Raw genomic sequence first — 20,380 nt, forward strand, 5'->3', positions numbered from 1 at the left:
CCAGTCGCTGCCGTGGCGTAGCGTGAAGCGGAGCGCGGTCATGGGTGCGCGCCTCGGACTTCAGCCGCCACGTTGATGAGGGTGCGGAGCGAAGCCATCGTCACACCATCCCCAGCGCCTGCATGTAGAGATCGAGGATCGCCTCCTCCTCCTTGCGCTCCGCATGGTCCTGCCTGCGGATCCGGAGGATCTCGCGGACGGCCTTCACGTCGAAGCCTCGGCCCTTGAGCTCGGCAAAGACGTCCTTGATGTCGCCGGCGAGGCCGGCCTTCTCCTCCTCGAGGCACTCGATGCGCTCGATGAACTGGCGCAGCTCGTCGGCCGCCACGCCCTCCGAGGACGATGCGTCGCCGGCGGCCGGCCTCGCTTCCGCAGTTCCGCTCATCGATGGGCGTCCTTCTCCAGGCGTTCGCGGCCGTCGTGCTCGGGGTCGATCGCGGCGCGCAGCCCAGGGTGACGGAACCAGCCGGGCATGAACTGGCAGGAGCCGCACAATGGGATCTCCGGCACCACCGGTGAGGTGATCAGCACGATGTGCCGGCCACACTCGCCGCACTCGAACTCCGCGCAACGGAAGGTGCCATCGGTGCTCACGCGCGGACCTCGGGCATCTCGTCGTGCTCGACGCCGTCGAGGCTGCGGCCGGCGATCCGCTTCCCGTACCGCACGAGGGTCAGCGGCGGCCCGAGCGCGTCGTCGTCGCGCGTCGGGATCGCGAGCTTGATTGTCCGCGAGCCAGGCATGAGGAGGGTCTGGATTTCGCCGCGGTAGACACGCCGGGCTGACACGTCGACCGAGAACGGTGCGTCCGTCCCCCACTCGCCCCATTGCTTGAAGAAGAACGGCAGGCTGGCCCCACGGCACTGATCGCGCAGCACCCGGAACCAGTCGGGGTGCGCCGGCTCGGCATCGCGGCCGGACATGCCGCCCGCGATGACCTGGGCGCGGCGGCCGAGCGCCAGGAAGTCGTCGGGCAGGTTCAGCGGCCCGATCGCCGGCTCGTACGAGAGAAAGATCGTGAAGCCGAGGGCGGCCAGCGTGCGCATCGCCGGCCAGCGCGCGTTGAACTCCGGCTGGCGTTCTGCGGAGAAACCCAGCCAGACGTTGGTCGGACGATCCGGCCACCAGCGCGGGCCCTCCATCCAGTCGTAGGCCGGGTACGCGGCGCCGGCGGGCGGCGCGCCCATCGTGTCGAGGTAGTCCGCGAAGAGCCCAGAGCGGCCGCTCGAATGGGCGGCCCGGACATCCAGTGGCCCGTTCGCCATGATGATGTCGCCGTCCTCGGCCTCGACGTCCTGCCAGCGCCGGACGAAGTCGAGCATGACCTCGGGGCGCTTGGTGAGCAGCTGCAGGATGTGCCGACCCGCGACCCGGTAGGCCGTCATCCAGACGCGCATCGCGTAGCCGAGCGACCGCGCCTCGTGGAACAGGTCGCTCATGTCGCCGACGAAGATCAGCGACGGCCGGCCGGGACCGAGGATCGGTGCCCGCGCCCCGCGCCAGCGCAGGGGCCACGTCCAGGTCGGATGGTCGAACGGCAATGCGGTGAGGCGCCCGTTGAACACCGGCTTGCCCTTCAGGCGAGTCGTGGTGCCTGCGTAGAGCGGATGCGTGTACAGGCGGGTGCCAGCGAGTTGCTGCGCGTAACAGGGCCCACAACCCGCGCTGCGGATCGAGCAGCCGCCGATCGTGTTCCAGGTCGCGTCGGTCCATTCGATGGGACTGGGGCCGCTCATGGGCGTCGCTCCTTGCGCATCGGCCGCCGCACCTTCGCGGAAAGCCGGGCGATCGCGGCTTGCCGCACGTCCTCCCAGGCGGCCTCGTGGTCGACCACGCTGCACCCGCCCCGCCGATCGGGGCACAGCCGGTGGCCGATCAGGGCGATGCGGCAGAAGCCGCCGACGTCGCGGGGACAGCCATCAGCCATGGGCGTGCTCCCGGCCGTGAATGCACGCAGTACACAGGTCATCGGCAGCCCACCCGCAGCCTTCGACGCAGGCGTCGTTCTGCGAGCAGCCGCAGGCACGGCAGACGCCGCCGAGCAGGGACGGGATGCGGGGGATGCCGAAGCGTGCGGTGGCGAACGCTCCATCGGGCAGCGCCTCGAACACCGTCGCTTCGAGTTCGCCCATCAGGAGGTTGTCCGACGAGCTTGCGACGCGCGTCAGGACAGGCGGCAGCGCGCTTTCCGGCCCAGGGCCTTCCAAGTCGATCAAGTGCCACGCGAGCACCACCTCAAGCGCGATCGCGCCGATGCGGGCCTGAACTTCTGGGTCAAGCTTCGCCCAGGCCTCTGCGCCGTCGAAGCGCTCGAGCGCCGGGAGCGCCATGGCGGCGTGCTCAGTCATTGCCCTTGTCCTTCATGGCTTCGTCGCGGGCGCGGTTGAGCTCGGCCATGGCGTCAGTCGAGCCGCCGAGGCGGTCGGGATGCCGCTCGCGGGCAAGGCGCTTGAATGCGGTGTCGATCCGCTCGGGGCTTGCGGTCCGCTCGATCTGCAGGACCTCCCACCAAGCCACCTTCGCTGGCTCCGGCAGGGCAATCAGACCCTGGAGCGTTGCGCGCACGAGGGCCAGCGTGCCGTGCCGCAACTCGGTGCGGCGCGCCTCGAGCACGTGGTGGATCGCCTGCAGGTTCGCGGCCGGTTTCGTGTAGCGGTCCACAGGGATGCAGACTTGGATGCCGTCCCAGCTGAACCACGCCGCGACGCCGGGATCGGCCGGCACCGCCGTGCCGAGCGTCACGTTGGACGACAGCACGATGCCCGAGACCGGCTTGCGGCTGTCACGGCCGAACAGCTTCAGGCTGGTCTCGACGTTGTCGAGCGCGGCCGGGAGCGATGTGCGGAACGACCCTGTTTCCCGCGTTCTGGAGCGCGGGATGTGGTTCGGCCATGAAAGCGGATATGCGCTCGTCATGCGAAACCCTCGATCCAGGTACGCACCTGATCCGCCGTCTTGCGGAACATCAGGCCATCGGCCGCCAAGAACTTCAGCAGGTGCACGTCGTAGAGCGGCCGCTCCCACTTCCCGAGATCGCTGATCATGGAGGCGACAGCACCGGGTGGATCGCCCCGATCCAGGAGCTCCAGCGCGCGGCTCTTGCACCAGGCGAGGTGCTCGTCCTGAGTGCGGGTCATGCCGCCCTCACGCTCGTCGCCTGGGTCGGCCGCACGCCGCGTTCGGCCAGCACCTCGAGGTCGGGGATCATCTCGGTCCGGATCTCGTGGCGGGCGTATTCCCAGCCCGGCAGGCATGCGTGCTGATAGCGGCGGCCGTCGATGTGGGTACCGCTGATCCGGGTAAAGCCGGGCAGACCGGACCAGGACACGTGCCACTCGCCGCGGCGCGGTCGGCCGTAGTCGATGTGCATGCGCTGGGGCTCGCCCATCGTGGATGGGTCGGCGATCGCAGCCCGGAGCGCCCGCGCGGCAGCCGCGGCGTCGGCCCGCTCGGGCATGGTCGGGGTCGGCAGGGGCTTCGCGGCGCGGGGCATCAGGCGGTCCTTGCCGCGATGGCGAGCGCGTCGGCCGCCACAAGCGGCTGCCAGCGGATCAGCGCGCCCTGGAAGTTCTCGATTCCAGGATGCTCGGCCGCCCAGAAGGCTGCCATGTCGGCGGCCGTCTCGAACCCGTCTGCCCGGGCGAAGCGGGCCATGCTGGACGGCGCGAGCTGGATGCCGTCGACGACGACGAGGTCGCACGCGGCCGGCCATGAGAACACCATCAGGATCGGCATGACCGCGATGCAGGGCGGCGTCGCAAGCAGCCGACAGGCCTTCGTGCGCATGCCGGTGAAGAGCTGGAGCTGCTCGCCCGGGCGGGCGTGGCGCGACCGGCCCGCGCGCTCGGCGCGGATAGTCTGCGCCTTGGTGCCTGCGAGGATCGGGGCGGCGAAGCGGGCCTTGAAGCTGTAGGCGACCATTAAGCGGAGGCCTCCGCCAAATTCGACGTCACTGCGCGCGGGCGGGGCTGGCGCTGTAGGAAGCCCAGCTTCGAGGCACGGCTCGCGATCCCACCGACCGGCCGGCCGAGCTCCTTTGCGATCAGGCGGACGGGCATTTTCGCGGCGTAGAGCTGGCCGAGCCGCCGATCCTCGTCCGCCTTCCACAGCGGCTCGCCGCGGTGGAACCCCATGCTGGCAGCCATCTTGGCGATCGACGTCCGGCCGCGCTCGTATCCGGCCGCCGCCAGCTGATCGATCACCTGCTGATGCGTTGCACCGGCCTTCAGGGCTTGATGCACGATGCGCCGCTCTGGCTCGGACCAGGTCCGGACCCGGCCGCCGGAGATCCCGAGCGCGATCGCTCGCATCTGGATCGCCCCGCGGTTCCGGACGAAGCCGGCCTCAGCCAGGCGCAGCCGGATCGCAGCCAGGGTGGCGCCGTCTTCGTAAGCGCCTGCGACGATCGCATCCTCGGGTGGCGACCAAGGGCTGGCCGCGCGCGTGTTGGTGAGGCCGATCGTGTGCGCGCGGGTGGAAATCGCGGACAGGCTCCGCTCCCGGAAGCCGGCGGCCAAAAGCTCGACGCGGAGTACGGGAAGCGTGGCATCACGAGCGAACCCGGCCCGGACGATCGCGTCCTCGGCGGCCTGCCAGCCCCGCGGGTGGGCGGGGCGTCCAGGTGATGGCGCTGGCGGTGCCGGCGCCATCATCACGGGCAACATCTCGCCGATAGCCGCTGCGATCACAGCGCGCCCCGCCGGCGTCAGGCTGTAGCCGCAACCGGGACGAACTTCGATCGCGATCCCGAGCGGTTGAAGCTTGGTGCGCAACGCACCGACCCAGCATCGCGCATCGACGTCGATCGAGAGGGAGGCCGCACCCTCGACCCACAGGATCATCGCCTCCGAGCTGACATGCGACCCCCTCGCCGCGTAGAGGGCAGCAAGGATTCCGGCGTCCCGGGGCTTCAGCTTCCAGGCCGCCGGGAAGGCCATGCGAGGCGCGAACGCTGCCCGCATCTGGCGGATGGTTTCCTCGAGTTCGGAGATGCGATCGCGCAGCGCGGCCGTCACAGCGAATACCCCTTCAGGTCCTCGTATGCGCGGATCATCCCAACCGGATCGGCGGCCGCGATCGCGGCCTGGGCGGCGTTGAGCGAGCGCTGCATCATGCCGGCGGCCAGGAAGCCGAGCGGGACGGCGCGGTAGATCGGGATCAGCTTGGCGACGCGCTCGATCTCGCGGGGGAGCGCGGCGGCGAGGGTGTGGGGGTGGGATCGTCCGATCATGCGGTCGATGCCTTCGGCCGGAGACCGAAGCACCCACGCCAGTGAGACAGCGCGGCCGAAGCCGCCCGCGCGTCCCGATACCCGAACCGGCCTGCGACCGCGTTGCGGTCGACGTCGCCGGCATCCCAGGCCGCGTGCATGGCCTCGAAACGCCGCCGCTCCGCCCGTCGCGCGCGATGGCGGGCGCCGCGCTCCTCCGACAACACGTCGGCGACCGCGCGCTCCGGAGCGCCGAGGAATTCGGCGGTGGCGCGGGTGTCGAGGCCGGCGTCGAACCACCAGAGGATGCGCTGGCGCAGACGCGCGTCGTGGAGGCCGATCCCGCTCATCGGCCGGCCTCGTCGAGGAGGCGTGCGGCGCGCTCGCACAATTCCGGCCGGAAATGGCTGAGGCGGAGCTCCAGCGGCGGGCCGCCGTCGGGCCCGGCGCCGGGCAGCGTGGTCATCGGATCGTCGAGGATCGCGGCCAGGAGATCTGCGAGACGCTCGACCAGGGCGGTCCGATCCGTCGATGGCTTCACCGCCGGGGCAAGCCGGTCGACATGGCCGGCGATAAAGCTGGCCTCCGGAGCCGGAACCCGAAACCACGCCGCCGCGGCGGCGCAGGCCTCGGCCAGGGAAGCCGGCTCGACGATGCGCGTGCGCCAAGCCCGAAAGCTGAAGGCCTCCCACTTGAGGATCGCGCCGGCGGCGTCGACGGCGGCGGGGGTGAGCAAGCACACGACGAACCCGTCGATCTCCAAACCGATGGAGCCGTCCGCGTGGGCCACGTACCAGGTCGGGGTGCTGGCACGGGGTGCGTCGACGATGCGGAGTGCGGGACGCTGGGGCGCGGGCATCATGGGCGCGACTCCGTTTCGGTCCATTCCGGGATCTCGCGCAGGGTCTGAAGCAGCCCGCGGACGCGCCCGGCGAGCGCGGGCGTCAGCGGCATCGCGCGTTGCGCGAAGAGCTGCTCCAGCACCGCGATCGCGGCCTCGGCGATCACTGGCGCGTCGGGCTCGTGCGGCTCCGGCCAGCGGCCGGCGGCGAGCAGCACCACCGGCGGCGCGGGACGGTCCGTGCTGTCGGCGCCCGGTGGGTAGCCGAGCTGGTCGAACACCCGCGGCGCCCAACTGCGGGGCATCGCGGCCCAGAGCACGAGCTCGCGCGGCTGGCGCGGCGCGATCGCCACGAAGCTCGCGAGGAAGGCGGGGATGCGGGTCATGGCTGGGGCGCCTCCGCCAGGGCGCGCGACACGGCGACGAAGGCGGCCCAGAGCTGCTGCGCCGCATCCTCGTCCAGCGCCGAGGCGGCGACGCTGGCGGCCCAGACCGCGGCGCTGGGCCGGCCGGCCCGGTCGCGGGCGAGGATGACGAGGGTGCCGGCGCCGAGTTCCAGGCCGAGGAGCGAGGCGTCGGAGGACCTGAGCGGGCCGCGCGCGCGGGGAACCGGCGGCGCGGCCTCGATCGCCGCGGCGGCTTTCAGCGCCGCGCGCGCATCCTCCACCACCTCGGAAAAGAGCCGCTCCGGGAGGATGTCGAGGACGTTGTCGACCGGTGTCGCACCGCCCCGGCCCTCGCGGGCGTTGGCGATCGCCGCGGCGGCCGCGGCGACGCCGGGCGGGAGCAGGTGGCTCGCGTTGCCCATGTCAGGCGCCCACCGCTCTGGGGGTGTGGGCGTGGCAGGACGCGGTGAGATCGGGGCGCTCCGACAGCACCGGTCGCGCGATCCTGCGGCTGACGCCCGAACCGGCATCCTGCGTCGGCACGTGGCCCGGCATGAAAGCGGGACGGTCGGGCAGCGGCCAGCGACAGAGTCCGTAGGTTTCCGGGAGGTCGCCGGCGGGATCCGGCTTGTCGTCGTAATGCCGGCAGGTGAGGCAGATGGCGGCCATGTCAGGGCACCTCCGTGGCGGCGGAGGCGCCGCCCTCGGCCGGCGCGCCACCGCACGTCGGGATGCACGACCCCCGATGGGCCTCGACCAGCGCGACGATGCCCCGGAAGCAGAGCAGGTCGCGCTCGGCTTCGGCCTTGTCCTCCAACGCCCCGTGCAACCGCGGATCGAAAAACCGCGCGATCGGCTGGTCCAAGAGGTCGGCGACGATCTGCAGCGCGCTCGCGCTGATGCGGTTCGTGCCGGCCTCGTATTTCTGGAGCTGGGCGGCGGAGACGCCGATCGCCTCGGCCACGGTGCGCTGCGTCAGGCCCGCGGCGCGGCGGTAGGCGCGGATGAGCGCGCCGATGCGGATGTCGGCGGCGGTGGCGGCCAGGCCGGCCATCTCAGCGGCCCTCCCGCAGCAGGTCCGGCAACGGCGGCGTCTCACCGTCTTCGCCGAGCTCCCACTCGAGCAGGAGCGCCCGGCGGACCTTTTCGACGTAGTGGGCCCAGACGGTGCTCCCGGCGTGGGCCCAACGTTGGTCGAGCGTCCAGCGAACGAGGAGCCGCGAATCCTCCTCGGCCTCGGCACGGGTCCGGACAGGACGGCGCATCCCGAGCCCGGATCGCGTCGGCCATCCACCGATCGCGATGCCCTCGCGACGCGCGTTCGACGGGTCGAACACCTGGCCGAAGAACGAGCACAGCATGTGGTCGAAGCCGAGCACGATCTGCAGGTTCGGCCGGTCGAGGATGACGTGGCGGCTCATGTCAGCATGCCTCCCGATCAAGGGACGCCACGTCGTCGAGGGCGGCCAGCATGATGAGCCGCACCTCGACGCCGTGCCGCGATCGCGGATGTCCGAACTGCTCGGTCACGCGCTGGGCGATTTCGCGGAGATCGACGCCGGCCTCGCGCAGGCCGAGGATGAACCGGTCCTCGTCGGGGCCGTAGCCCTTCCGGCCGGAGCCGTTGGGGCGATCGACCGGTATGCTGTGCCGCCGTGTCGGCTGGACGAGCCCGAGGCGGTACAGGAACCAGCGCACGGTCGCGGGATGCTTCTCCAGCTTCCGCGCGATGGCGCTGGACTTCACGCCCTTCTCCGCCAGGGCGACGATGCGCTCGTGATCCTGTTCGGACAGGCCGCCGGGTTTCACGGCATACGAGAGCGTGCCCATTCAGCGGCCCTCCCGCTGCACGTGCGAGAGCGCGATGCAGCCATGGCCGCCGGTGACGTAGACCACCGGCGTGTGGCCGGAGAGAACCTGGGCCGGGTAGCGGATCTGGACCGCCTTCGGCTCGCCCTCGATCGGGCCCGGCCAGACCTTGATGGTGTCGCCGACGGCGTGCCGGTCGTTGAAGGCGGCGCACTCGCGGTGCATCGCCCGCACGGCCATGAATCCCGGCTTGCGCTTCACGACACGCACCCCGCGGGTTCGGGGCCATAATCCGGGAGGTCGTGGGCCGGCATCAGGCGGGGGCCGGCGCGGTCCATCACCAGGACGATACGGCTGGCGGCTTCCGCCGTGCGCGCGGAGAGCGCCGCGATGGCCGGCATGCGGTCGATCCAGCCGACGACGACGACGCAGTCGCCGCAGGCGAGCCCGCTGTCGGGGACGACGATGCGTCCGGCGAGGGGATGTTCGCGCGCATGGGCCATGTCAGAGGCCCTCCGCCGGGAGATGAGAGCCGTTCTCCGCCGGGAGATGCCAGATCACGCCGCCCGGCAGCAGCACGAAGCGCTGGCCGTCGCGCGGCGCCTCGCTCTCGCCAAGGCCGGAGCGGCACCCGGCATCACACCGGACGAGGCGCGGGCCGTCGCGCTGGATTTCGCTCGCCGCGCGCTCCGCGCGGCGGCGTGCTGCGAGGTAGGGCTCGATGCGATCGAGGGTGGCGCGGGCGAGCTCGGCCGCGCCCTCGTCGCGGCGGCCGGCGATGGTGGCCAGCGCCGCGAGCAGCGCGGCCTCGCAGTCGGCGGCGTCGCGCGGGACGCCTTGCTGCGGGTCCTGACGGCGCTCGGCGGCCAGGACCGCCCGGAGGGCAGACGGCAACGGCGAGGCCGCGTGGTGGTCGGCGTGGTCCCTCATGACAAGGCTCCGTCGAAGGTGCGGCGAGCGGCGGGCCCAAGCCCGCCCCGTTTCAGGCGGTCGCCCTCAGGAAGCTGCGGCGGCATATCGTTGGTCTCACGACGCGCGGGATGACTTGGAAGAGCTTGCTCTAGACACTGAAATCGGCCACGCGGTGCGCCGGGTCTTGCGCAGTCCGTGGAATACCGAATTCCTTCAAGGTCGAAACAATCGGCAACAGCTTTGCCGGCAACCTGTGTTGTGGAACCGGACGCCTCAGCAGCAAGTTGTTCTTTTAACCGCAGGAACTTAAGCGGCCGACGCGTTGAGGAACCGCCGTCATGCACGAGAACACGCTGACGGAGACTGCGACGGCTAGACCGCCCGCGAACTGCGCCGCAGGCGGCCTCCACCCCGGCATACGGGTCAGCGAGCCCCGGCGCCGGCCGGTCCGCGATCCTTGAGACGGACGGCGCCGGTCCTGGACGGGATCGGCGCGGCGGGTACGCGGGGGCCGTTCGGGCGGCGGGCGGGCGCATCGGCTCAGGCCATCGCGAGGCAGGACCCCTGCCCGCTGATGCGCAGGAGGCGGAAGGTGCGGGTCTCGATCAGCGGGATCGCGGCGACCAGCGCCGCGACGGTGCAGCCTATGCGCTCCCGCAACCATTCGAGGCGGACCCGCACCATCGGCCCGGCGTACCGGAGAAGGGCGCGGGCGGCGGCGGCGATCTGCCTAGGGGTCTTGTGCATGAGCGGCTCCATCGCGCTTGGCGATAGAGACACGTTACATAAAATATGAACTATGACAACCTGATTTCATGAAATATGAAATATGATCGCTCGTAGCCACGGCGGGAGGGCAATTTGTGAAAATACGATGTTCACTATTTGTTCTATAACGGGAAAATCATGGGAAGGGAAAGACGATGTCAGCACAAACAGAAGAACACGACGAGTTGCTTTGGAGGCTTGCTATGCAACTTTCAGCGCAACTACCTGTCGATCTCGCGGACAAACAAGTCGTCATAAGATATATCAATGCCTTGTCCCTGCCGCATGCAAAGGCCAAGTTTCTACTTATACAAGACGGTCCGCAGGCCGTTATCAATCCTGATTTCAAACTCCGGGCCGTTTGAAACGGAGGTTGTGCTACTTCTTCATCATCAAGCCTGGCACTTCGCCGCCAGGCCGAAACCGCTTGTAGGTGATCGCGCAAAATTGGCCGACGCCGATCTCTCCCATCGCCGCTTCTAATTTCTCCTTTGCCTCATCGAACACCTGCTCATATGGCGGCTTTGCTATGTTGACCCGCTTTTCCACAATCATTGCCATCGGATTGAGGATGTCGACGACATAACCGTCACACCACTTGGCAGCAACCGATAATGCCGCGAAGTTTTCCACCAAAGGCTTGTTTGGCAGAGATTGCGCAGTAGCGACGTCAAAAGTCGACAGAAGCGCCATGAACGCCGGACAAAACCACCGCATCAAAGAGCTCCTCGAAGGATTTGTCAGCGCGGTTTCAGGCTGAGCGTTTCAGCCTCTTGGCGCGAGCTTCCTGGATTTTGATACGCGCATCGCCTTCCAGCTTGTGCTCGAGGCCAACCAGCAGCCAGTCGATTGAGACGCCATAGGTCCGGAGGATCGCCACCGCGCCCTCGCGCGACACGAACTGGCTTGCCCGCCAGTTGGCAACAACCTGCGGTGTGACACCGATTCGGGACGCGAACCTAGTTGGCGAATCATCGAACGCCTCCATGACGAGGTTCAGCCGGGCAGCAACAGCCTCTTGTGAGGTGTCTATGGCGTGCAGGGGGTCGCGCATGGGCGGAATCTTACCGTCCGCACCGGAGATTCCGCTATGAAGCATTCATGAAGCCTTGCGCGTTACATATTTTATGAATTAAGTACGTTGCATGGGACGTACGGTCATCTCGGTAACGGAAGCGATCACCGCCTTGGGCGGAACGAAGGCGGTCGCCAACTTGCTCGGCAGCAAGCAGCAGGCGGTCTCCAACTGGCGACGAACCGGCTTTCCGGCGAACACTTACGTCGCACTTAGTGAGGCCCTTCGGCATGTAGGCGTCGAAGCTCCTCCCTCCCTCTGGGGTATGGCCGAGCCGCGCCAAGCCGAGACGCCTCCGCTCCGCCCTACGTCCGGGAAGGCCGCGTGATGCGTGAATGCGAGTTCCTGTCCTGCGAGCCGATCCCGCACGGCTTCCGGCGGTGCGAGCGCACCACGCGCGTCGATGAGTACGTCGTGGAGATCGTCGTCGAATCCACGGGCGACCTCATCCATATCTGCGAGCGGTGCCTCGACTACCGGGTCGATCAGCTGCGCCGCAGGTTCGGTGACCTGGCCCTGTCGCGTCCGGAGGCCCAACTGCTGGTGGACGCGCTGACACGCCTCCTGGCCACCCCGCCCTTCGGCGGCGAGGCCGCGCGTGTGGCGGACGGTGGTGGCCTCGCCGCAGGGCTCCGTGAGGCGGCCGGGGACATCCGGGCGGTCCGCGATGATGCGGGGGGGGAGGGCTAGGTGCCGTTCCTCAAGATTTTTTCGGCTGCATCGAGCAGCGGTTGCGCGGCATCCGAATCCGGGTCCTCTGCGAAGACCTGCGCGTGCAGGTCTGCGTACTCGCGCCGCAGGGTCGCTCGCAATCCGGGATGGGCGCCTTCCAGATGCTTGAGCAGAAGGCCAAGCAACATCGCAGCCGCCGCGCCGCGCGCGATTGATCGGACGTGCGCGCGATCCTTGCTGTCGTTCGTCGGCATTTCCAGCTCCATCGGTCTTCGCACTTCCGATGGTAGCGGGCCGGGCGAGGCTGTCGAGCGTCAGGCTCTGCACCTCGCCCGTGCTTGCGCGACGCACGTCGCCCCGGCTCAGTCGACGGACGTGCCCGGCGGGATCTGCGCCAGGACCGCGCGCACGCTGCCGGCGAAGCGCGCGGCGTGCTCCGGCATCGCAGCCGCCACCGCCTCGAAGAACCGTGTCGCTTCCGGGTCCGACGGGTCGGTGTCCGGCGGCATGTCGCCGACCTCCTCCACGAAGGTCGTGAGTGCCGCTTCCCGGCCGGCGGCCGACATCGGCAGCAGCGCGCGCGTCATCAGGTACGCCACCGCGTGCCGCAGCACCTCGACCTCGGCCGTCGTCCCCACGGCGAAGGCGAACGTCTCGTCCGAATCCATTTCCAGCTCCATCGGTGGTGTTGCGATCCCGATGGTAGCGGCGCAGGCGGGTCCGGTGAGCCCCCTCCCCGGCCCGCTCGCGTCCGTCCTGTTCCCGACCCGTCATGCGCGGGTCCATCAAGCTTCGGCCGGCGCTTCCGCGCCCGGCCGTCCCGAGGCCCATGGCGGGCGTTTCCTCCCCGGACTGGCCGGAGCCCTCGGGCTCCGGCCTCTTTCGAGGGCCGGCTGATGCCCGCCGACCAAGCCCGTTTCCTGGCGCTCGGCTGCGCGGCCGTCGCCGCGCTGCTCGCCGATCTGCGCCCAGGCCTCGATGCCGAGCCGGTCGCCTGCGCGATCTGCGGCCGGATCGCCGCCGGGCTGCTCGTGGCGGGATGCGGGTTCCTGCTGCTCGCCCAGGCCGACCTGTCGCGCGTGCCCGCGGCGGCGCCCGGCGCGCCCGTCGTCGCGGCCGCCTTCGCGGGAGCACGGTGAGATGGGGGGCGTGATCCTGCTCGCCCTTGCGGCCGCGCTCGCGCTCTTCGCCCTCACCGCCGCGGTACGTGCCTTTGAGCACCTGGCCGGGCGCGATAACGTCCACTTCGCCTTCCACATCGTCACCGCGTCGTCCTGCGTCGTCAGCGCGATCCTGCTCGTCGACATGGCGATCGGGCGGCTCGCATGACCCGAGCCGCCCGCGCCTCCGCTCACGCGCCTGACAGCTTGCCGGCCCCGGCGCGTGATCCTGCTCTGCACTGTGGCAACCTCCCGATTCTCTCTCCGTGCTGCGATGCGCCATCGAAGCACGGAGTCGGCCCGGGATGTTCCACAAGTCGTGGGAGAGTTGTGTGAGCGCGGTGGCTATGCAGCTCAACCGCTCGGCCAAAGCGGTCCAGGGCCTGGAGCGGATCGGGGCGCACTACGCGCCTGCCGGCAACATCAAGGCCCGGGTGCGTGCGGCCCACCTGCACACCGGCCTGCCCTACAGCCGCACGCGCGAGCTCTGGTACGGCCGCGCCCGCCGCATCGCCGATGCCGAGCTCGCGGCGATCGAGGCCGCCCTTCCACCCGACACCGCGGAGTTCAGCCTTGCCTTCGTTCGGTCGGTGGAGACTCGCGTGGCCGCACTCCTGGAGGAGCTGGCGGCGGTTCGGGCGCGCTGCGAGGCCGAGCTCGCCGCCCGCGCCGACCGGTCCGCAGGAACGCAAGCGGCGGACGGAGGAGGCGATGCGGTTGATCGACCATAGCATCCTCACCCTGCAGGAGGCCGAGGCCGCGGCTGCCGACCTCAAGGCGCGCGCCTACGCGATCGCGCCCTGGCTCGTGAACGACGCCGTCGCGTCTCGGCGCCCGCGCATGGTCGACGGCACGGACGGAGCGCAACGCTGATGGCGGCCAAGCTCACCGCCCTCGGCGGAACCCCCTACCAGCCGCCGGTCTACCGCTGCTGCCGGTGCCGGGCCTATGCCTGCCGCGGCTACCCGAACGACGTCTGGTACTGCGGCCCCTGCGTGCCGCCGGGCCTGCGCTTCCCGTGGGAGGCCGGGTACGCCGCGCCGGAGCCCGAACCGGCCCTGCCGGTGCCGGGCGCCGCGCCGCCCGCGCAGGCCGCCCTCGACCTCCTGCCCGGATCCGCGCCGGTATGAATCCCGGATCGCCCCCCCCCGCGCCGTCCCCACCTCCCGTCCGTCGAATCAAGAGCGTGCGATGCGTAGCCCGAGGCCGTGGCTGTTGAGCGAGGTCGCGGCCGCCGCGCGGGCGATTCTGGCGCTGGAGCGGGAGGCTGCGCGGGCACGAAGAAGCGCGCGATGGATATGTCGAATCAACACATCCATGCCGGCCACGGAGGCTATCGCTCGGCGCTGGGGGAAGGCCCGTTTCTGGCTCGAATGCCTCTTGAAGGCAAGCGACGCCGCCGCGGCCGAGCCTGAACGATTCGGCGCCGTCATCGGATTCCTGGATTGCGGCGGAGCGCCCAACGTCGCCTGGGGGTGGATTCGTGAAAACCAGACCCGTGCAGCGGGCGATCTCACGCCGCTTCCGCCGGGCGGAGCCTGCGGTGCCGTCCTTACGCCGACGTGGAGGCTCGCCGACGTCGCCGTCGCCGGCCGCGCGCTCCTCGACGCGATCCGCGAATCCGGCGCCCCCGTGCCCGGAATCCGGTACATCGACCCGGCGCGGCGGCGCATGCAGGCGCTGAACCACGTCGCCGCGCTGTGGGGCCAGCGCGGCGACTGGCTGCAGAAGGTCTTCGACGTCGCCGAGGCCGCCGAGGCCGACCCGGACCGCTTCGGCTTCCTGGTCGACACGATGAATCGCGCCGGCCGGCCGCAGGCCGCCTGGACGCGCCTGGGCTCGCTCCTGGACGAGCAGCGCGTCGGCTTGCTCGTGCCCACGCCCGGCCGCTTCCACACCCTCGTGATCGACGTGCCCTGGCAGGAGGACAACATCTCCGCAGCCTCGGATCACGGCTACGCGCAGATGCCGTTCTCAGAGATCCTGGGGCTGAAAACGCAGATCGATGCCTGGGCGGCCGACGACTTCTGTCACCTGTGGTTCTGGGCCAAGAACAACACCACGGGCTTGGCCCACAAGGCGATCGAGCATTACGGCTTCGACTTCAAGATCTCGCACATCTGGACGAAGCCGATGGGCCGCGGGCGCTACGCCCGCAACTCGCACGAGACGGTCCTGTTCGCGGTGCGCGGCGGCCGGAAATGCAAGGACGCCTACCGCGGCACCCGCACCGACCATCCCTGGCCGCGTCCGGACGGGCCGGAATCGTCCAAGCCCGAGGGTTTCTACGCGATGGTGCGGGCGCTCTCCTACGGCCCCTACGGCGAGGCGTTCCAGCGCCTGCCGCGGGACGGCTTCGTCGACCTGTACCAGCCGGCGATGCCGGCAGTGCTCGAGGCGGCGGAATGAGCGCGAATCCGAAGCGCCGAAGCCTGTTCACCCTGCTGGGCGCGACAGCACCCTACGCTGAGTTGCTCGCGCGAGAGGCCGGTCGGCTGGCACGAACGGGATTCCCCCCGCCGGCGCCCCATTCGTCGCCTGGACCGGGAGCCTAGCATGGCCTCGGGAGCGCCGCCCAACAGCGTCGACTCCCCCCAGATTCGGAATCGGACTCGATTCCTAGATCGCACGGCGGGTGGGGCCCGCGATCCACTTCATCAGCACCCTGATCTCTTCCGGATACCGTGCGAACCCTTCACCGTCGCCACAGACGACGCGGTGCGCGCAGCCGCGGCCGCCGGCGCGGTGTTCGTGTTCAACCTGTCGGGCGGCAAGGACAGCGGGGCGCTGAGCCACGCCGGGATGGCGTGGCTCGATTCCGTCGGCCACCCCCGATCACGCCGGCACGCGATCCACGCCGACCTCGGGCGCGCCGAGTGGCGCTCGACGCCCGACACCGTCGCCGCGACGGCGGCGCATCTCGGCCTGCCGCTCATCGTGGTGCGCCGCGGGGCCGGAGACCTGGTCGCCCGATGGGAGAAGCGGTTCGCGAACGCCAAGGCTCGCTACGCCGACCTAGCGACGTATAACCTGATCGGCCCTTGGTCGCAGGCGAACAAGCGTTTCTGCACATCCGAGCTCAAGGCCCAGGTGATCGGTCCCGAGATGGCGCGGCGCTTCCGCGGCCAGACCGTCGTCCAGGTGCTGGGCCTGCGCCGCACCGAATCCGCGAACCGTGCCGCCACGGCGGTCTCCCAACCGGATACCCGGTTCGCCAAACTGGGAAACCGCCACGGAACTGCGATGCGGCTGTGGCACCCCGGCGTCGACTGGACGACCGACGAAGTGTTCGCCTGCCATGCCCAACACGGCATCCCGCTGCACGAGGCCTACACCGTCTACGGTTCGAGCCGGTTGAGCTGCGCCTTCTGCGTGCTGGGCTCGGCGCCGGATCTTGCGGCGGCGGCCGACGCCGCCGGCAACCGGCCGCTGTTCCGCCACCTGGTCGACCTCGAGGCGACGTCGACCTTCAGCTTCCAACCGAATCGCTGGCTCGCCGACGTGGCGCCGCAGCAGCTGCCGGCGGGCCTCGCCGCCGACATCGCTCGCGCGAAGCGCGATGCCGCCGAGCGCCGCGCGGTCGAGGGCGCGATGCCGCCGGGCCTGCGCTACTTCAAGGGCTGGCCGCCGCGGATGCCGACGCATGACGAGGCGGCGGCGATCGTCGCCGCCCGCCGCCCGATCCTGGGGCGGCACGGCCTGCCGAACCTGTTCCCGACGGCCGCGTCGGTCTCCGCGCGTTTCGAGCGGCTGCTGGCCGCGAAGGCCGCGCGCGGCGCCGCGCATGCGGTGTCCGGTCCATGATCGCCAGCCATCTCACGGGGCGCTGGCCCCTCCCGCGCGGCCCCCCTTTCTGGGGCGCGCCCCCTCCGCGCGCCCTGCGGCCCGTGCCCGTCCTCGGACCTGACCGCCACCGCCCGGTCCGCCGAGGCCGACCCGTCCCGCAAGCCGCCTCCGTCCTGATCCCGAACGCCGTCCCTTTCGGCGGGATCGGCGCAGGCCTGCGCCGCGAGCTCCCTCATCCGACCCGGACGCCGATCGCGCCAGCGATTCGGGCGACGGGTTTTCGCGCGCCCGAAACCGGACTGGTTTCGCGGCGCACCGGCGAAGCTTTGCCCGACCGAAGGCAGCCCCCCCCCATGACGATCATCAGACGCCGCCACAACAAACATTTCACGGTCATCGGAAACGAGATTTTCGCGGACGAGAGCCTGGATCTCGATGCCCTCGGGCTGCTCTGCTACCTGCGATCGCGACCGCACGACTGGAACATCTCGACCGAGCACCTGCGCCGACGGTTCGGGTGCGGCCCCGAGAAGATGCAGCGCCTGATGCGCGTGCTGATGGCCGCCGGCTGGATCGTGCGCCAGGAGGCGCCGCGCGGGCCGCGCGGGACCTATGGCGGATTCGAGTACGTGGTCCTCGACGAGCCCGAGGCCGGTGCGTCCACCGGTGAGAACAGGACGACAACCTGCGCGTCACCGGAGTCGGAAAAACCGATTGCGGTACCGGAGTCGGGTTCACCGATTCCGGCTGAACCGGAGTCGGTCGAGCCGGAGTCGGCTGAACCGGAGTCGGTGAACCCGACTCCCTACAAAGAACAGACTCTACCAAACAAAACCCCCCTTAATCCCCCCGAGGACGGGGGGACTGACTTTTCCGGGGATCGGATTTCCGAGCGGGAGGCCCTGGCGGGCAACGGGCCCGGCCGGGGCAGCGGGCGCCGGGCCCGCACCGGGCGTCGCGGCCCGGGCCCTGCCGAGCCGCCGCTTCCGCTGCCCGCCGACGCCGCCGCCCGGTTGGAGCGGCTCTGGCGCGCTTATCCCGAGAGCGGCCGGCTCGGCGCCCGGCAATCGGACGTGGGGGCCGCATTCGCACCGCTGACGCCCGGCGACCAGGAACTCGCGGTCCGAACGGCGGCCGCCTACGCCGCGAGCTGCGCCGCGAACCGGAGCCAGGCCCGCCGCCTCGACCGCTGGCTGCGTGACGGGCTGTGGCGCAACGGCGAAGCGCTGACGGCCAGGCCCGGCGCCGGCGCTACGACGCGGCAAGACCGGGTCTTCGTGCGCGACGGCTCGCCGGAATGGGAGGCCTGGGCGCGGTACCTGCGCGGACGGGGCCGTCCGATGCCGACGCCGACGACGATCGGCGGCCTCGAGGGCTGGCGCTTCGACAGCGCGATGCCGCCGGCCGCGATGGCGTGATCTGATTTTCCACCAACCGGGAAAGGTGAGCTTGAATGAACGACAAGTGGAAACCGCCGGGCAATCGCAGCCCCTACGAGGATATCGGCCGCGGCGGCGGGAAGATCATGCGGCCGGCGGAGACCATCACGCCCGAGCATGTCCAGGGATGCGGTGATCCCGCCTGCCCGATCTGCATGCGGAAGGCCGGTCGCGCCGGCGGCGCGAAGACGGGTGGTGACTCGTTTTTCAGCGCCGACGAAAAGGAAATGCTGAAGGGTCTTTTGGCGCTTAAAATCCCTTCCGGTCTGTGGCCCGTTGCCGTTGATCTCGGGTCCGTGAACGGTGGAAATTTCGCGGCGCAGTCCAACTTCCGACCCGGAGATAGACTGCAGGCCGAGGAGCGTCGTCTGCGCGAGCCGGTCGAGCGGTACCTGCTCATGGCCCGGCACGGCGTGGCCTGGGACGACGTGGTCGGCAACGAAACCGCGCGCCAGCACCTCGTCGAGGCGATCGAGCATCCCATCAAGCACCGCGAGCTCTACGCCCACTACGGCAAGAAGCCGACGAAGGGCGTGCTGCTCTACGGGCCGCCGGGTTGCGGCAAGACGATGTTCGGGAAGGCGGCCGCTTCGGTGCTGGCCGAACTGCACGGCCGGACGGACGGTGAGGCGTCCCTCCTCTCGATCAAGGGCCCGGAGATCCAGAGCCCGTACGTGGGCGTCACCGAGGAGATCATTCGTGCCGTGTTCGCCTACGCGCGGGCCTATCGGGATCTGCACAGGCACCCGCTCGTCGTGTTCATCGACGAGGCCGACGCGATCCTGCCGAGCCGCGACGGCGCCGGCCGCCGCCGCGCCATGGCCTTCGAGGAATCGAACGTCGCGACCTTCCTGACCGAGATGGACGGCCTGGAGGAGTCGGGCGCCCTGGTGATCCTGGCCACGAACCGCCCCGACGCGATCGACGCCGCGATCCTGCGCGACGGCCGCTGCGACCGGAAGATCAAGGTGGAGCGGCCGGACCGCGCCGCAGCCGGGACGATCCTCGTGCGCGCGCTGCGCGCTGTGCCGGTCGAGGTCAGAACGGCCCCGAGGATCGTCGAACTTCGGGGCGGCGACGGTTCCAGCCTGGGCTGCCATCCCAGCGACATGCGCAGGCTTCCCGAAGACGAGGTTCGGGCCGCGCTTGCCCGTGAAGCGGCCGACCTCGTCTTCGCCCCCGACGCCACGATCGCACACCTCGCCACCGACCAGGGGCCTGCGGTTCTCCGCCTCGCCGACATCGTCAACGGCGCGATGCTCGTCGGCATCGTCGAGCAGGCGAAGGGCAACGCCTTCCGCCGGGATCTCGCCGCCGGCGGGCCGCCCGGCGGGATCACCGCCCAGGACCTCGCCCGCGCCGTCGAATCCGTGGTCGAGCAGAACCGCGGGCTGAACCACCACGCCGCGGTTGTCGAGCTCGGCGAGCGGACCGGCTTCACCGCCGCCCGCGTCGTGAAGACCGCACCGGATACCGCCCCGCGCTACACGCTCGGGCCGGCTGGCGACGTCGTTCGGGTGCAGTGATGGCGAAGCGTGAAGCCGACTTCCGCCTCAACCTCGTGAAAAACGAGCCGACGATCCGGGATGCCCGCTGGGAGATCGTGGTCACAGACCTCGGCGACTTCGGGTTCAACGGCAAGCTCTGCGTCCGCCACCGGGAGCTCGGGACGTGGGACGAATGGCCCGACCCGGAATCGGACGCGCCGGTGGTCAAACGGGCCTACGATCTGGAGCACGAGGTGACGTTCCCGACGCTCGGCAAGGCCGTGGCCGCCACCCTGGTTTTCTTGTGCCGATGGGGCGCCGGCGAGGTCGAGTGGCTGGAATACGACGTGGACGGGCAGCGCTACGTCGTCGTCCAGCACACGGCGCGCGGCGTGGGCGAGCTCCACGGCTGGACGGACCGACCCGACCCGGTACCTGGCGCACCCGCAACGGAGGCCTGATGGCCGCAAGCCCCCAGGGCCCCGATCCGCCTCTCCCCGCCTGGCTCGGGCACACCCCGTCCTGGACGTCCGGCGACGTGCTGCTCTGGATGAAGCGCGCCTTCGGGACGAACCCGGGGACGCGCAGCGCGGCTGAGATCCGGCCGCTCAACTGGCCCAACGACTACCTGTCGCCGGGCGACCCGCTCTGGACCCGGAAGCGCGACATCCTGCTGGGCTGGGCCCGGTGCCGAGCCGAGAAGGAGAGCTTCAACGCGCTCTGCCTCGGGCGAGGCTGGGCCCCGAAGACGGCCTACAGGCTCCGCGACGAGGCGGCCGCTCAGATCGCGGCCGGCATCAACGCGGCGATCGTCAGGGCGCGCGCAACCGCAGATC

Annotated in this window: 40 protein-coding genes and 1 pseudogene; 14 read left to right on the forward strand and 27 right to left on the reverse strand. The window is 70.2% G+C overall.

The window, feature by feature from the left end; translation table 11 throughout:
- Positions 1-100: 100 nt before the first annotated feature.
- From ACFE86_RS07985 to ACFE86_RS08095, 23 genes are all read right to left on the reverse strand, one after another.
- Positions 101-385, reverse strand: coding sequence for a DUF2312 domain-containing protein (locus tag ACFE86_RS07985; protein WP_375454799.1), 285 nt, complete (start codon positions 383-385; stop codon positions 101-103).
- Positions 382-594, reverse strand: a complete 213-nt coding sequence (locus ACFE86_RS07990) for a hypothetical protein (RefSeq protein WP_375454800.1) — start codon at positions 592-594, stop codon at positions 382-384. Before ACFE86_RS07990 ends, ACFE86_RS07985 begins: the two co-directional genes overlap by 4 nt.
- Positions 591-1,736 (reverse strand): DUF5131 family protein, encoded by a 1,146-nt coding sequence (locus ACFE86_RS07995; protein ID WP_375454801.1) that lies wholly within the window; start codon positions 1,734-1,736, stop codon positions 591-593. The genes ACFE86_RS07990 and ACFE86_RS07995 overlap by 4 nt, the downstream gene beginning before the upstream one ends.
- Complete coding sequence (locus ACFE86_RS08000) at positions 1,733-1,927, reverse strand: hypothetical protein (protein ID WP_375454802.1); 195 nt, start codon at positions 1,925-1,927, stop codon at positions 1,733-1,735. Before ACFE86_RS08000 ends, ACFE86_RS07995 begins: the two co-directional genes overlap by 4 nt.
- Positions 1,920-2,348, reverse strand: a complete 429-nt coding sequence (locus ACFE86_RS08005) for a hypothetical protein (protein WP_375454803.1) — start codon at positions 2,346-2,348, stop codon at positions 1,920-1,922. The genes ACFE86_RS08000 and ACFE86_RS08005 overlap by 8 nt, the downstream gene beginning before the upstream one ends.
- Positions 2,341-2,916, reverse strand: coding sequence for a J domain-containing protein (locus tag ACFE86_RS08010; RefSeq protein WP_375454804.1), 576 nt, complete (start codon positions 2,914-2,916; stop codon positions 2,341-2,343). The genes ACFE86_RS08005 and ACFE86_RS08010 overlap by 8 nt, the downstream gene beginning before the upstream one ends.
- Positions 2,913-3,137: a hypothetical protein gene (locus tag ACFE86_RS08015; protein WP_375454805.1), complete on the reverse strand. Its 225-nt coding sequence runs from the start codon at positions 3,135-3,137 to the stop codon at positions 2,913-2,915. The genes ACFE86_RS08010 and ACFE86_RS08015 overlap by 4 nt, the downstream gene beginning before the upstream one ends.
- Positions 3,134-3,493: a hypothetical protein gene (locus ACFE86_RS08020; protein ID WP_375454806.1), complete on the reverse strand. Its 360-nt coding sequence runs from the start codon at positions 3,491-3,493 to the stop codon at positions 3,134-3,136. The genes ACFE86_RS08015 and ACFE86_RS08020 overlap by 4 nt, the downstream gene beginning before the upstream one ends.
- A complete protein-coding gene (locus ACFE86_RS08025; protein WP_375454807.1) occupies positions 3,493-3,921 on the reverse strand; it encodes a hypothetical protein in 429 nt (142 codons plus the stop codon). Before ACFE86_RS08025 ends, ACFE86_RS08020 begins: the two co-directional genes overlap by 1 nt.
- Positions 3,921-5,015 carry a hypothetical protein gene (locus ACFE86_RS08030; protein ID WP_375454808.1) on the reverse strand — a complete coding sequence of 365 codons (1,095 nt, stop codon included), beginning with the start codon at positions 5,013-5,015 and terminating at the stop codon, positions 3,921-3,923. The genes ACFE86_RS08025 and ACFE86_RS08030 overlap by 1 nt, the downstream gene beginning before the upstream one ends.
- On the reverse strand, positions 5,012-5,230 hold the full coding sequence (locus ACFE86_RS08035) for a hypothetical protein (protein WP_375454809.1): 219 nt from the start codon (positions 5,228-5,230) through the stop codon (positions 5,012-5,014). The genes ACFE86_RS08030 and ACFE86_RS08035 overlap by 4 nt, the downstream gene beginning before the upstream one ends.
- Positions 5,227-5,559, reverse strand: a complete 333-nt coding sequence (locus tag ACFE86_RS08040; RefSeq protein ID WP_375454810.1) for a hypothetical protein — start codon at positions 5,557-5,559, stop codon at positions 5,227-5,229. Before ACFE86_RS08040 ends, ACFE86_RS08035 begins: the two co-directional genes overlap by 4 nt.
- Positions 5,556-6,071 (reverse strand): hypothetical protein, encoded by a 516-nt coding sequence (locus ACFE86_RS08045; protein WP_375454811.1) that lies wholly within the window; start codon positions 6,069-6,071, stop codon positions 5,556-5,558. Before ACFE86_RS08045 ends, ACFE86_RS08040 begins: the two co-directional genes overlap by 4 nt.
- The gene (locus ACFE86_RS08050; protein WP_375454812.1) at positions 6,068-6,436 is read right to left on the reverse strand and encodes a hypothetical protein; all 369 of its coding nucleotides are present in this window, start codon (positions 6,434-6,436) and stop codon (positions 6,068-6,070) included. The genes ACFE86_RS08045 and ACFE86_RS08050 overlap by 4 nt, the downstream gene beginning before the upstream one ends.
- Positions 6,433-6,858: a hypothetical protein gene (locus tag ACFE86_RS08055; protein WP_375454813.1), complete on the reverse strand. Its 426-nt coding sequence runs from the start codon at positions 6,856-6,858 to the stop codon at positions 6,433-6,435. Before ACFE86_RS08055 ends, ACFE86_RS08050 begins: the two co-directional genes overlap by 4 nt.
- A gap of 1 nt (position 6,859) precedes the next feature.
- Positions 6,860-7,105, reverse strand: coding sequence for a hypothetical protein (locus ACFE86_RS08060; RefSeq protein WP_375454814.1), 246 nt, complete (start codon positions 7,103-7,105; stop codon positions 6,860-6,862).
- A 1-nt stretch (position 7,106) separates the two neighbouring features.
- Complete coding sequence (locus ACFE86_RS08065; RefSeq protein WP_375454815.1) at positions 7,107-7,490, reverse strand: helix-turn-helix domain-containing protein; 384 nt, start codon at positions 7,488-7,490, stop codon at positions 7,107-7,109.
- 1 nt (position 7,491) lies between these two features.
- Entirely contained in the window at positions 7,492-7,857 is a 366-nt protein-coding gene (locus ACFE86_RS08070; RefSeq protein ID WP_375454816.1) for a hypothetical protein, read from the reverse strand.
- A 1-nt stretch (position 7,858) separates the two neighbouring features.
- On the reverse strand, positions 7,859-8,266 hold the full coding sequence (locus tag ACFE86_RS08075) for a hypothetical protein (RefSeq protein ID WP_375454817.1): 408 nt from the start codon (positions 8,264-8,266) through the stop codon (positions 7,859-7,861).
- Entirely contained in the window at positions 8,267-8,506 is a 240-nt protein-coding gene (locus ACFE86_RS08080; RefSeq protein WP_375454818.1) for a hypothetical protein, read from the reverse strand.
- Positions 8,503-8,748, reverse strand: a complete 246-nt coding sequence (locus tag ACFE86_RS08085) for a hypothetical protein (protein ID WP_375454819.1) — start codon at positions 8,746-8,748, stop codon at positions 8,503-8,505. The genes ACFE86_RS08080 and ACFE86_RS08085 overlap by 4 nt, the downstream gene beginning before the upstream one ends.
- A 1-nt stretch (position 8,749) precedes the next feature.
- Positions 8,750-9,175 (reverse strand): hypothetical protein, encoded by a 426-nt coding sequence (locus ACFE86_RS08090; RefSeq protein WP_375454820.1) that lies wholly within the window; start codon positions 9,173-9,175, stop codon positions 8,750-8,752.
- 522 nt (positions 9,176-9,697) lie between these two features.
- Positions 9,698-9,904 carry a hypothetical protein gene (locus tag ACFE86_RS08095; protein WP_375454821.1) on the reverse strand — a complete coding sequence of 69 codons (207 nt, stop codon included), beginning with the start codon at positions 9,902-9,904 and terminating at the stop codon, positions 9,698-9,700.
- A 176-nt stretch (positions 9,905-10,080) separates the two neighbouring features.
- On the opposite strand from ACFE86_RS08095, the gene ACFE86_RS08100 reads away from it, so the two are divergent.
- Complete coding sequence (locus ACFE86_RS08100) at positions 10,081-10,290, forward strand: hypothetical protein (protein WP_375454822.1); 210 nt, start codon at positions 10,081-10,083, stop codon at positions 10,288-10,290.
- 13 nt (positions 10,291-10,303) lie between these two features.
- Here ACFE86_RS08100 and ACFE86_RS08105 read toward each other — a convergent pair whose 3' ends face one another.
- Both ACFE86_RS08105 and ACFE86_RS08110 read right to left on the reverse strand, forming a co-directional pair.
- Positions 10,304-10,642 (reverse strand): hypothetical protein, encoded by a 339-nt coding sequence (locus tag ACFE86_RS08105; RefSeq protein ID WP_375454823.1) that lies wholly within the window; start codon positions 10,640-10,642, stop codon positions 10,304-10,306.
- Between the two features lie 34 nt (positions 10,643-10,676).
- Positions 10,677-10,979 carry a helix-turn-helix domain-containing protein gene (locus tag ACFE86_RS08110; protein ID WP_375454824.1) on the reverse strand — a complete coding sequence of 101 codons (303 nt, stop codon included), beginning with the start codon at positions 10,977-10,979 and terminating at the stop codon, positions 10,677-10,679.
- Between the two features lie 91 nt (positions 10,980-11,070).
- Between ACFE86_RS08110 and ACFE86_RS08115 the strand changes: the two genes are divergently transcribed.
- Both ACFE86_RS08115 and ACFE86_RS08120 read left to right on the forward strand, forming a co-directional pair.
- Positions 11,071-11,328 carry a YdaS family helix-turn-helix protein gene (locus ACFE86_RS08115; protein WP_375454825.1) on the forward strand — a complete coding sequence of 86 codons (258 nt, stop codon included), beginning with the start codon at positions 11,071-11,073 and terminating at the stop codon, positions 11,326-11,328.
- Entirely contained in the window at positions 11,328-11,690 is a 363-nt protein-coding gene (locus ACFE86_RS08120) for a hypothetical protein (protein ID WP_375454826.1), read from the forward strand. Before ACFE86_RS08115 ends, ACFE86_RS08120 begins: the two co-directional genes overlap by 1 nt.
- Here the strand turns inward: ACFE86_RS08120 and ACFE86_RS08125 are convergent.
- Both ACFE86_RS08125 and ACFE86_RS08130 read right to left on the reverse strand, forming a co-directional pair.
- Positions 11,687-11,926, reverse strand: a complete 240-nt coding sequence (locus ACFE86_RS08125) for a hypothetical protein (protein ID WP_375454827.1) — start codon at positions 11,924-11,926, stop codon at positions 11,687-11,689. The genes ACFE86_RS08120 and ACFE86_RS08125 overlap by 4 nt on opposite strands.
- A gap of 108 nt (positions 11,927-12,034) precedes the next feature.
- Complete coding sequence (locus tag ACFE86_RS08130) at positions 12,035-12,340, reverse strand: hypothetical protein (protein ID WP_375454828.1); 306 nt, start codon at positions 12,338-12,340, stop codon at positions 12,035-12,037.
- Between the two features lie 228 nt (positions 12,341-12,568).
- Here ACFE86_RS08130 and ACFE86_RS08135 point away from each other — a divergent pair, with 228 nt between their 5' ends.
- The 11 genes and pseudogenes from ACFE86_RS08135 to ACFE86_RS08185 all read left to right on the forward strand — a co-directional run.
- Entirely contained in the window at positions 12,569-12,811 is a 243-nt protein-coding gene (locus tag ACFE86_RS08135) for a hypothetical protein (RefSeq protein ID WP_375454829.1), read from the forward strand.
- A gap of 10 nt (positions 12,812-12,821) precedes the next feature.
- Entirely contained in the window at positions 12,822-13,001 is a 180-nt protein-coding gene (locus tag ACFE86_RS08140) for a hypothetical protein (protein WP_375454830.1), read from the forward strand.
- A gap of 163 nt (positions 13,002-13,164) precedes the next feature.
- The gene (locus ACFE86_RS08145) at positions 13,165-13,563 is read left to right on the forward strand and encodes a hypothetical protein (RefSeq protein ID WP_375454831.1); all 399 of its coding nucleotides are present in this window, start codon (positions 13,165-13,167) and stop codon (positions 13,561-13,563) included.
- Positions 13,550-13,705: a hypothetical protein gene (locus ACFE86_RS08150; RefSeq protein WP_375454832.1), complete on the forward strand. Its 156-nt coding sequence runs from the start codon at positions 13,550-13,552 to the stop codon at positions 13,703-13,705. The genes ACFE86_RS08145 and ACFE86_RS08150 overlap by 14 nt, the downstream gene beginning before the upstream one ends.
- The gene (locus tag ACFE86_RS08155; protein WP_375454833.1) at positions 13,705-13,962 is read left to right on the forward strand and encodes a hypothetical protein; all 258 of its coding nucleotides are present in this window, start codon (positions 13,705-13,707) and stop codon (positions 13,960-13,962) included. Before ACFE86_RS08150 ends, ACFE86_RS08155 begins: the two co-directional genes overlap by 1 nt.
- 250 nt (positions 13,963-14,212) lie before the next feature.
- Positions 14,213-15,241, forward strand: a complete 1,029-nt coding sequence (locus tag ACFE86_RS08160; protein WP_375454834.1) for a hypothetical protein — start codon at positions 14,213-14,215, stop codon at positions 15,239-15,241.
- 147 nt (positions 15,242-15,388) lie between these two features.
- Positions 15,389-16,636, forward strand: a complete 1,248-nt coding sequence (locus ACFE86_RS08165) for a phosphoadenosine phosphosulfate reductase family protein (protein WP_375454835.1) — start codon at positions 15,389-15,391, stop codon at positions 16,634-16,636.
- A 335-nt stretch (positions 16,637-16,971) separates the two neighbouring features.
- Complete coding sequence (locus ACFE86_RS08170; protein ID WP_375454836.1) at positions 16,972-18,036, forward strand: hypothetical protein; 1,065 nt, start codon at positions 16,972-16,974, stop codon at positions 18,034-18,036.
- A 107-nt stretch (positions 18,037-18,143) separates the two neighbouring features.
- Positions 18,144-19,583, forward strand: coding sequence for an AAA family ATPase (locus ACFE86_RS08175; protein WP_375454837.1), 1,440 nt, complete (start codon positions 18,144-18,146; stop codon positions 19,581-19,583).
- Positions 19,583-20,005: a hypothetical protein gene (locus ACFE86_RS08180; RefSeq protein ID WP_375454838.1), complete on the forward strand. Its 423-nt coding sequence runs from the start codon at positions 19,583-19,585 to the stop codon at positions 20,003-20,005. Before ACFE86_RS08175 ends, ACFE86_RS08180 begins: the two co-directional genes overlap by 1 nt.
- Positions 20,005-20,380, forward strand: a pseudogene (locus tag ACFE86_RS08185) (hypothetical protein); the annotation flags it as partial. The gene ACFE86_RS08180 and the pseudogene ACFE86_RS08185, both read left to right, overlap by 1 nt.

Origin of the sequence: uncultured Methylobacterium sp. (genome assembly GCF_964244095.1) — a bacterium.
GTDB lineage: Bacteria > Pseudomonadota > Alphaproteobacteria > Rhizobiales > Beijerinckiaceae > Methylobacterium.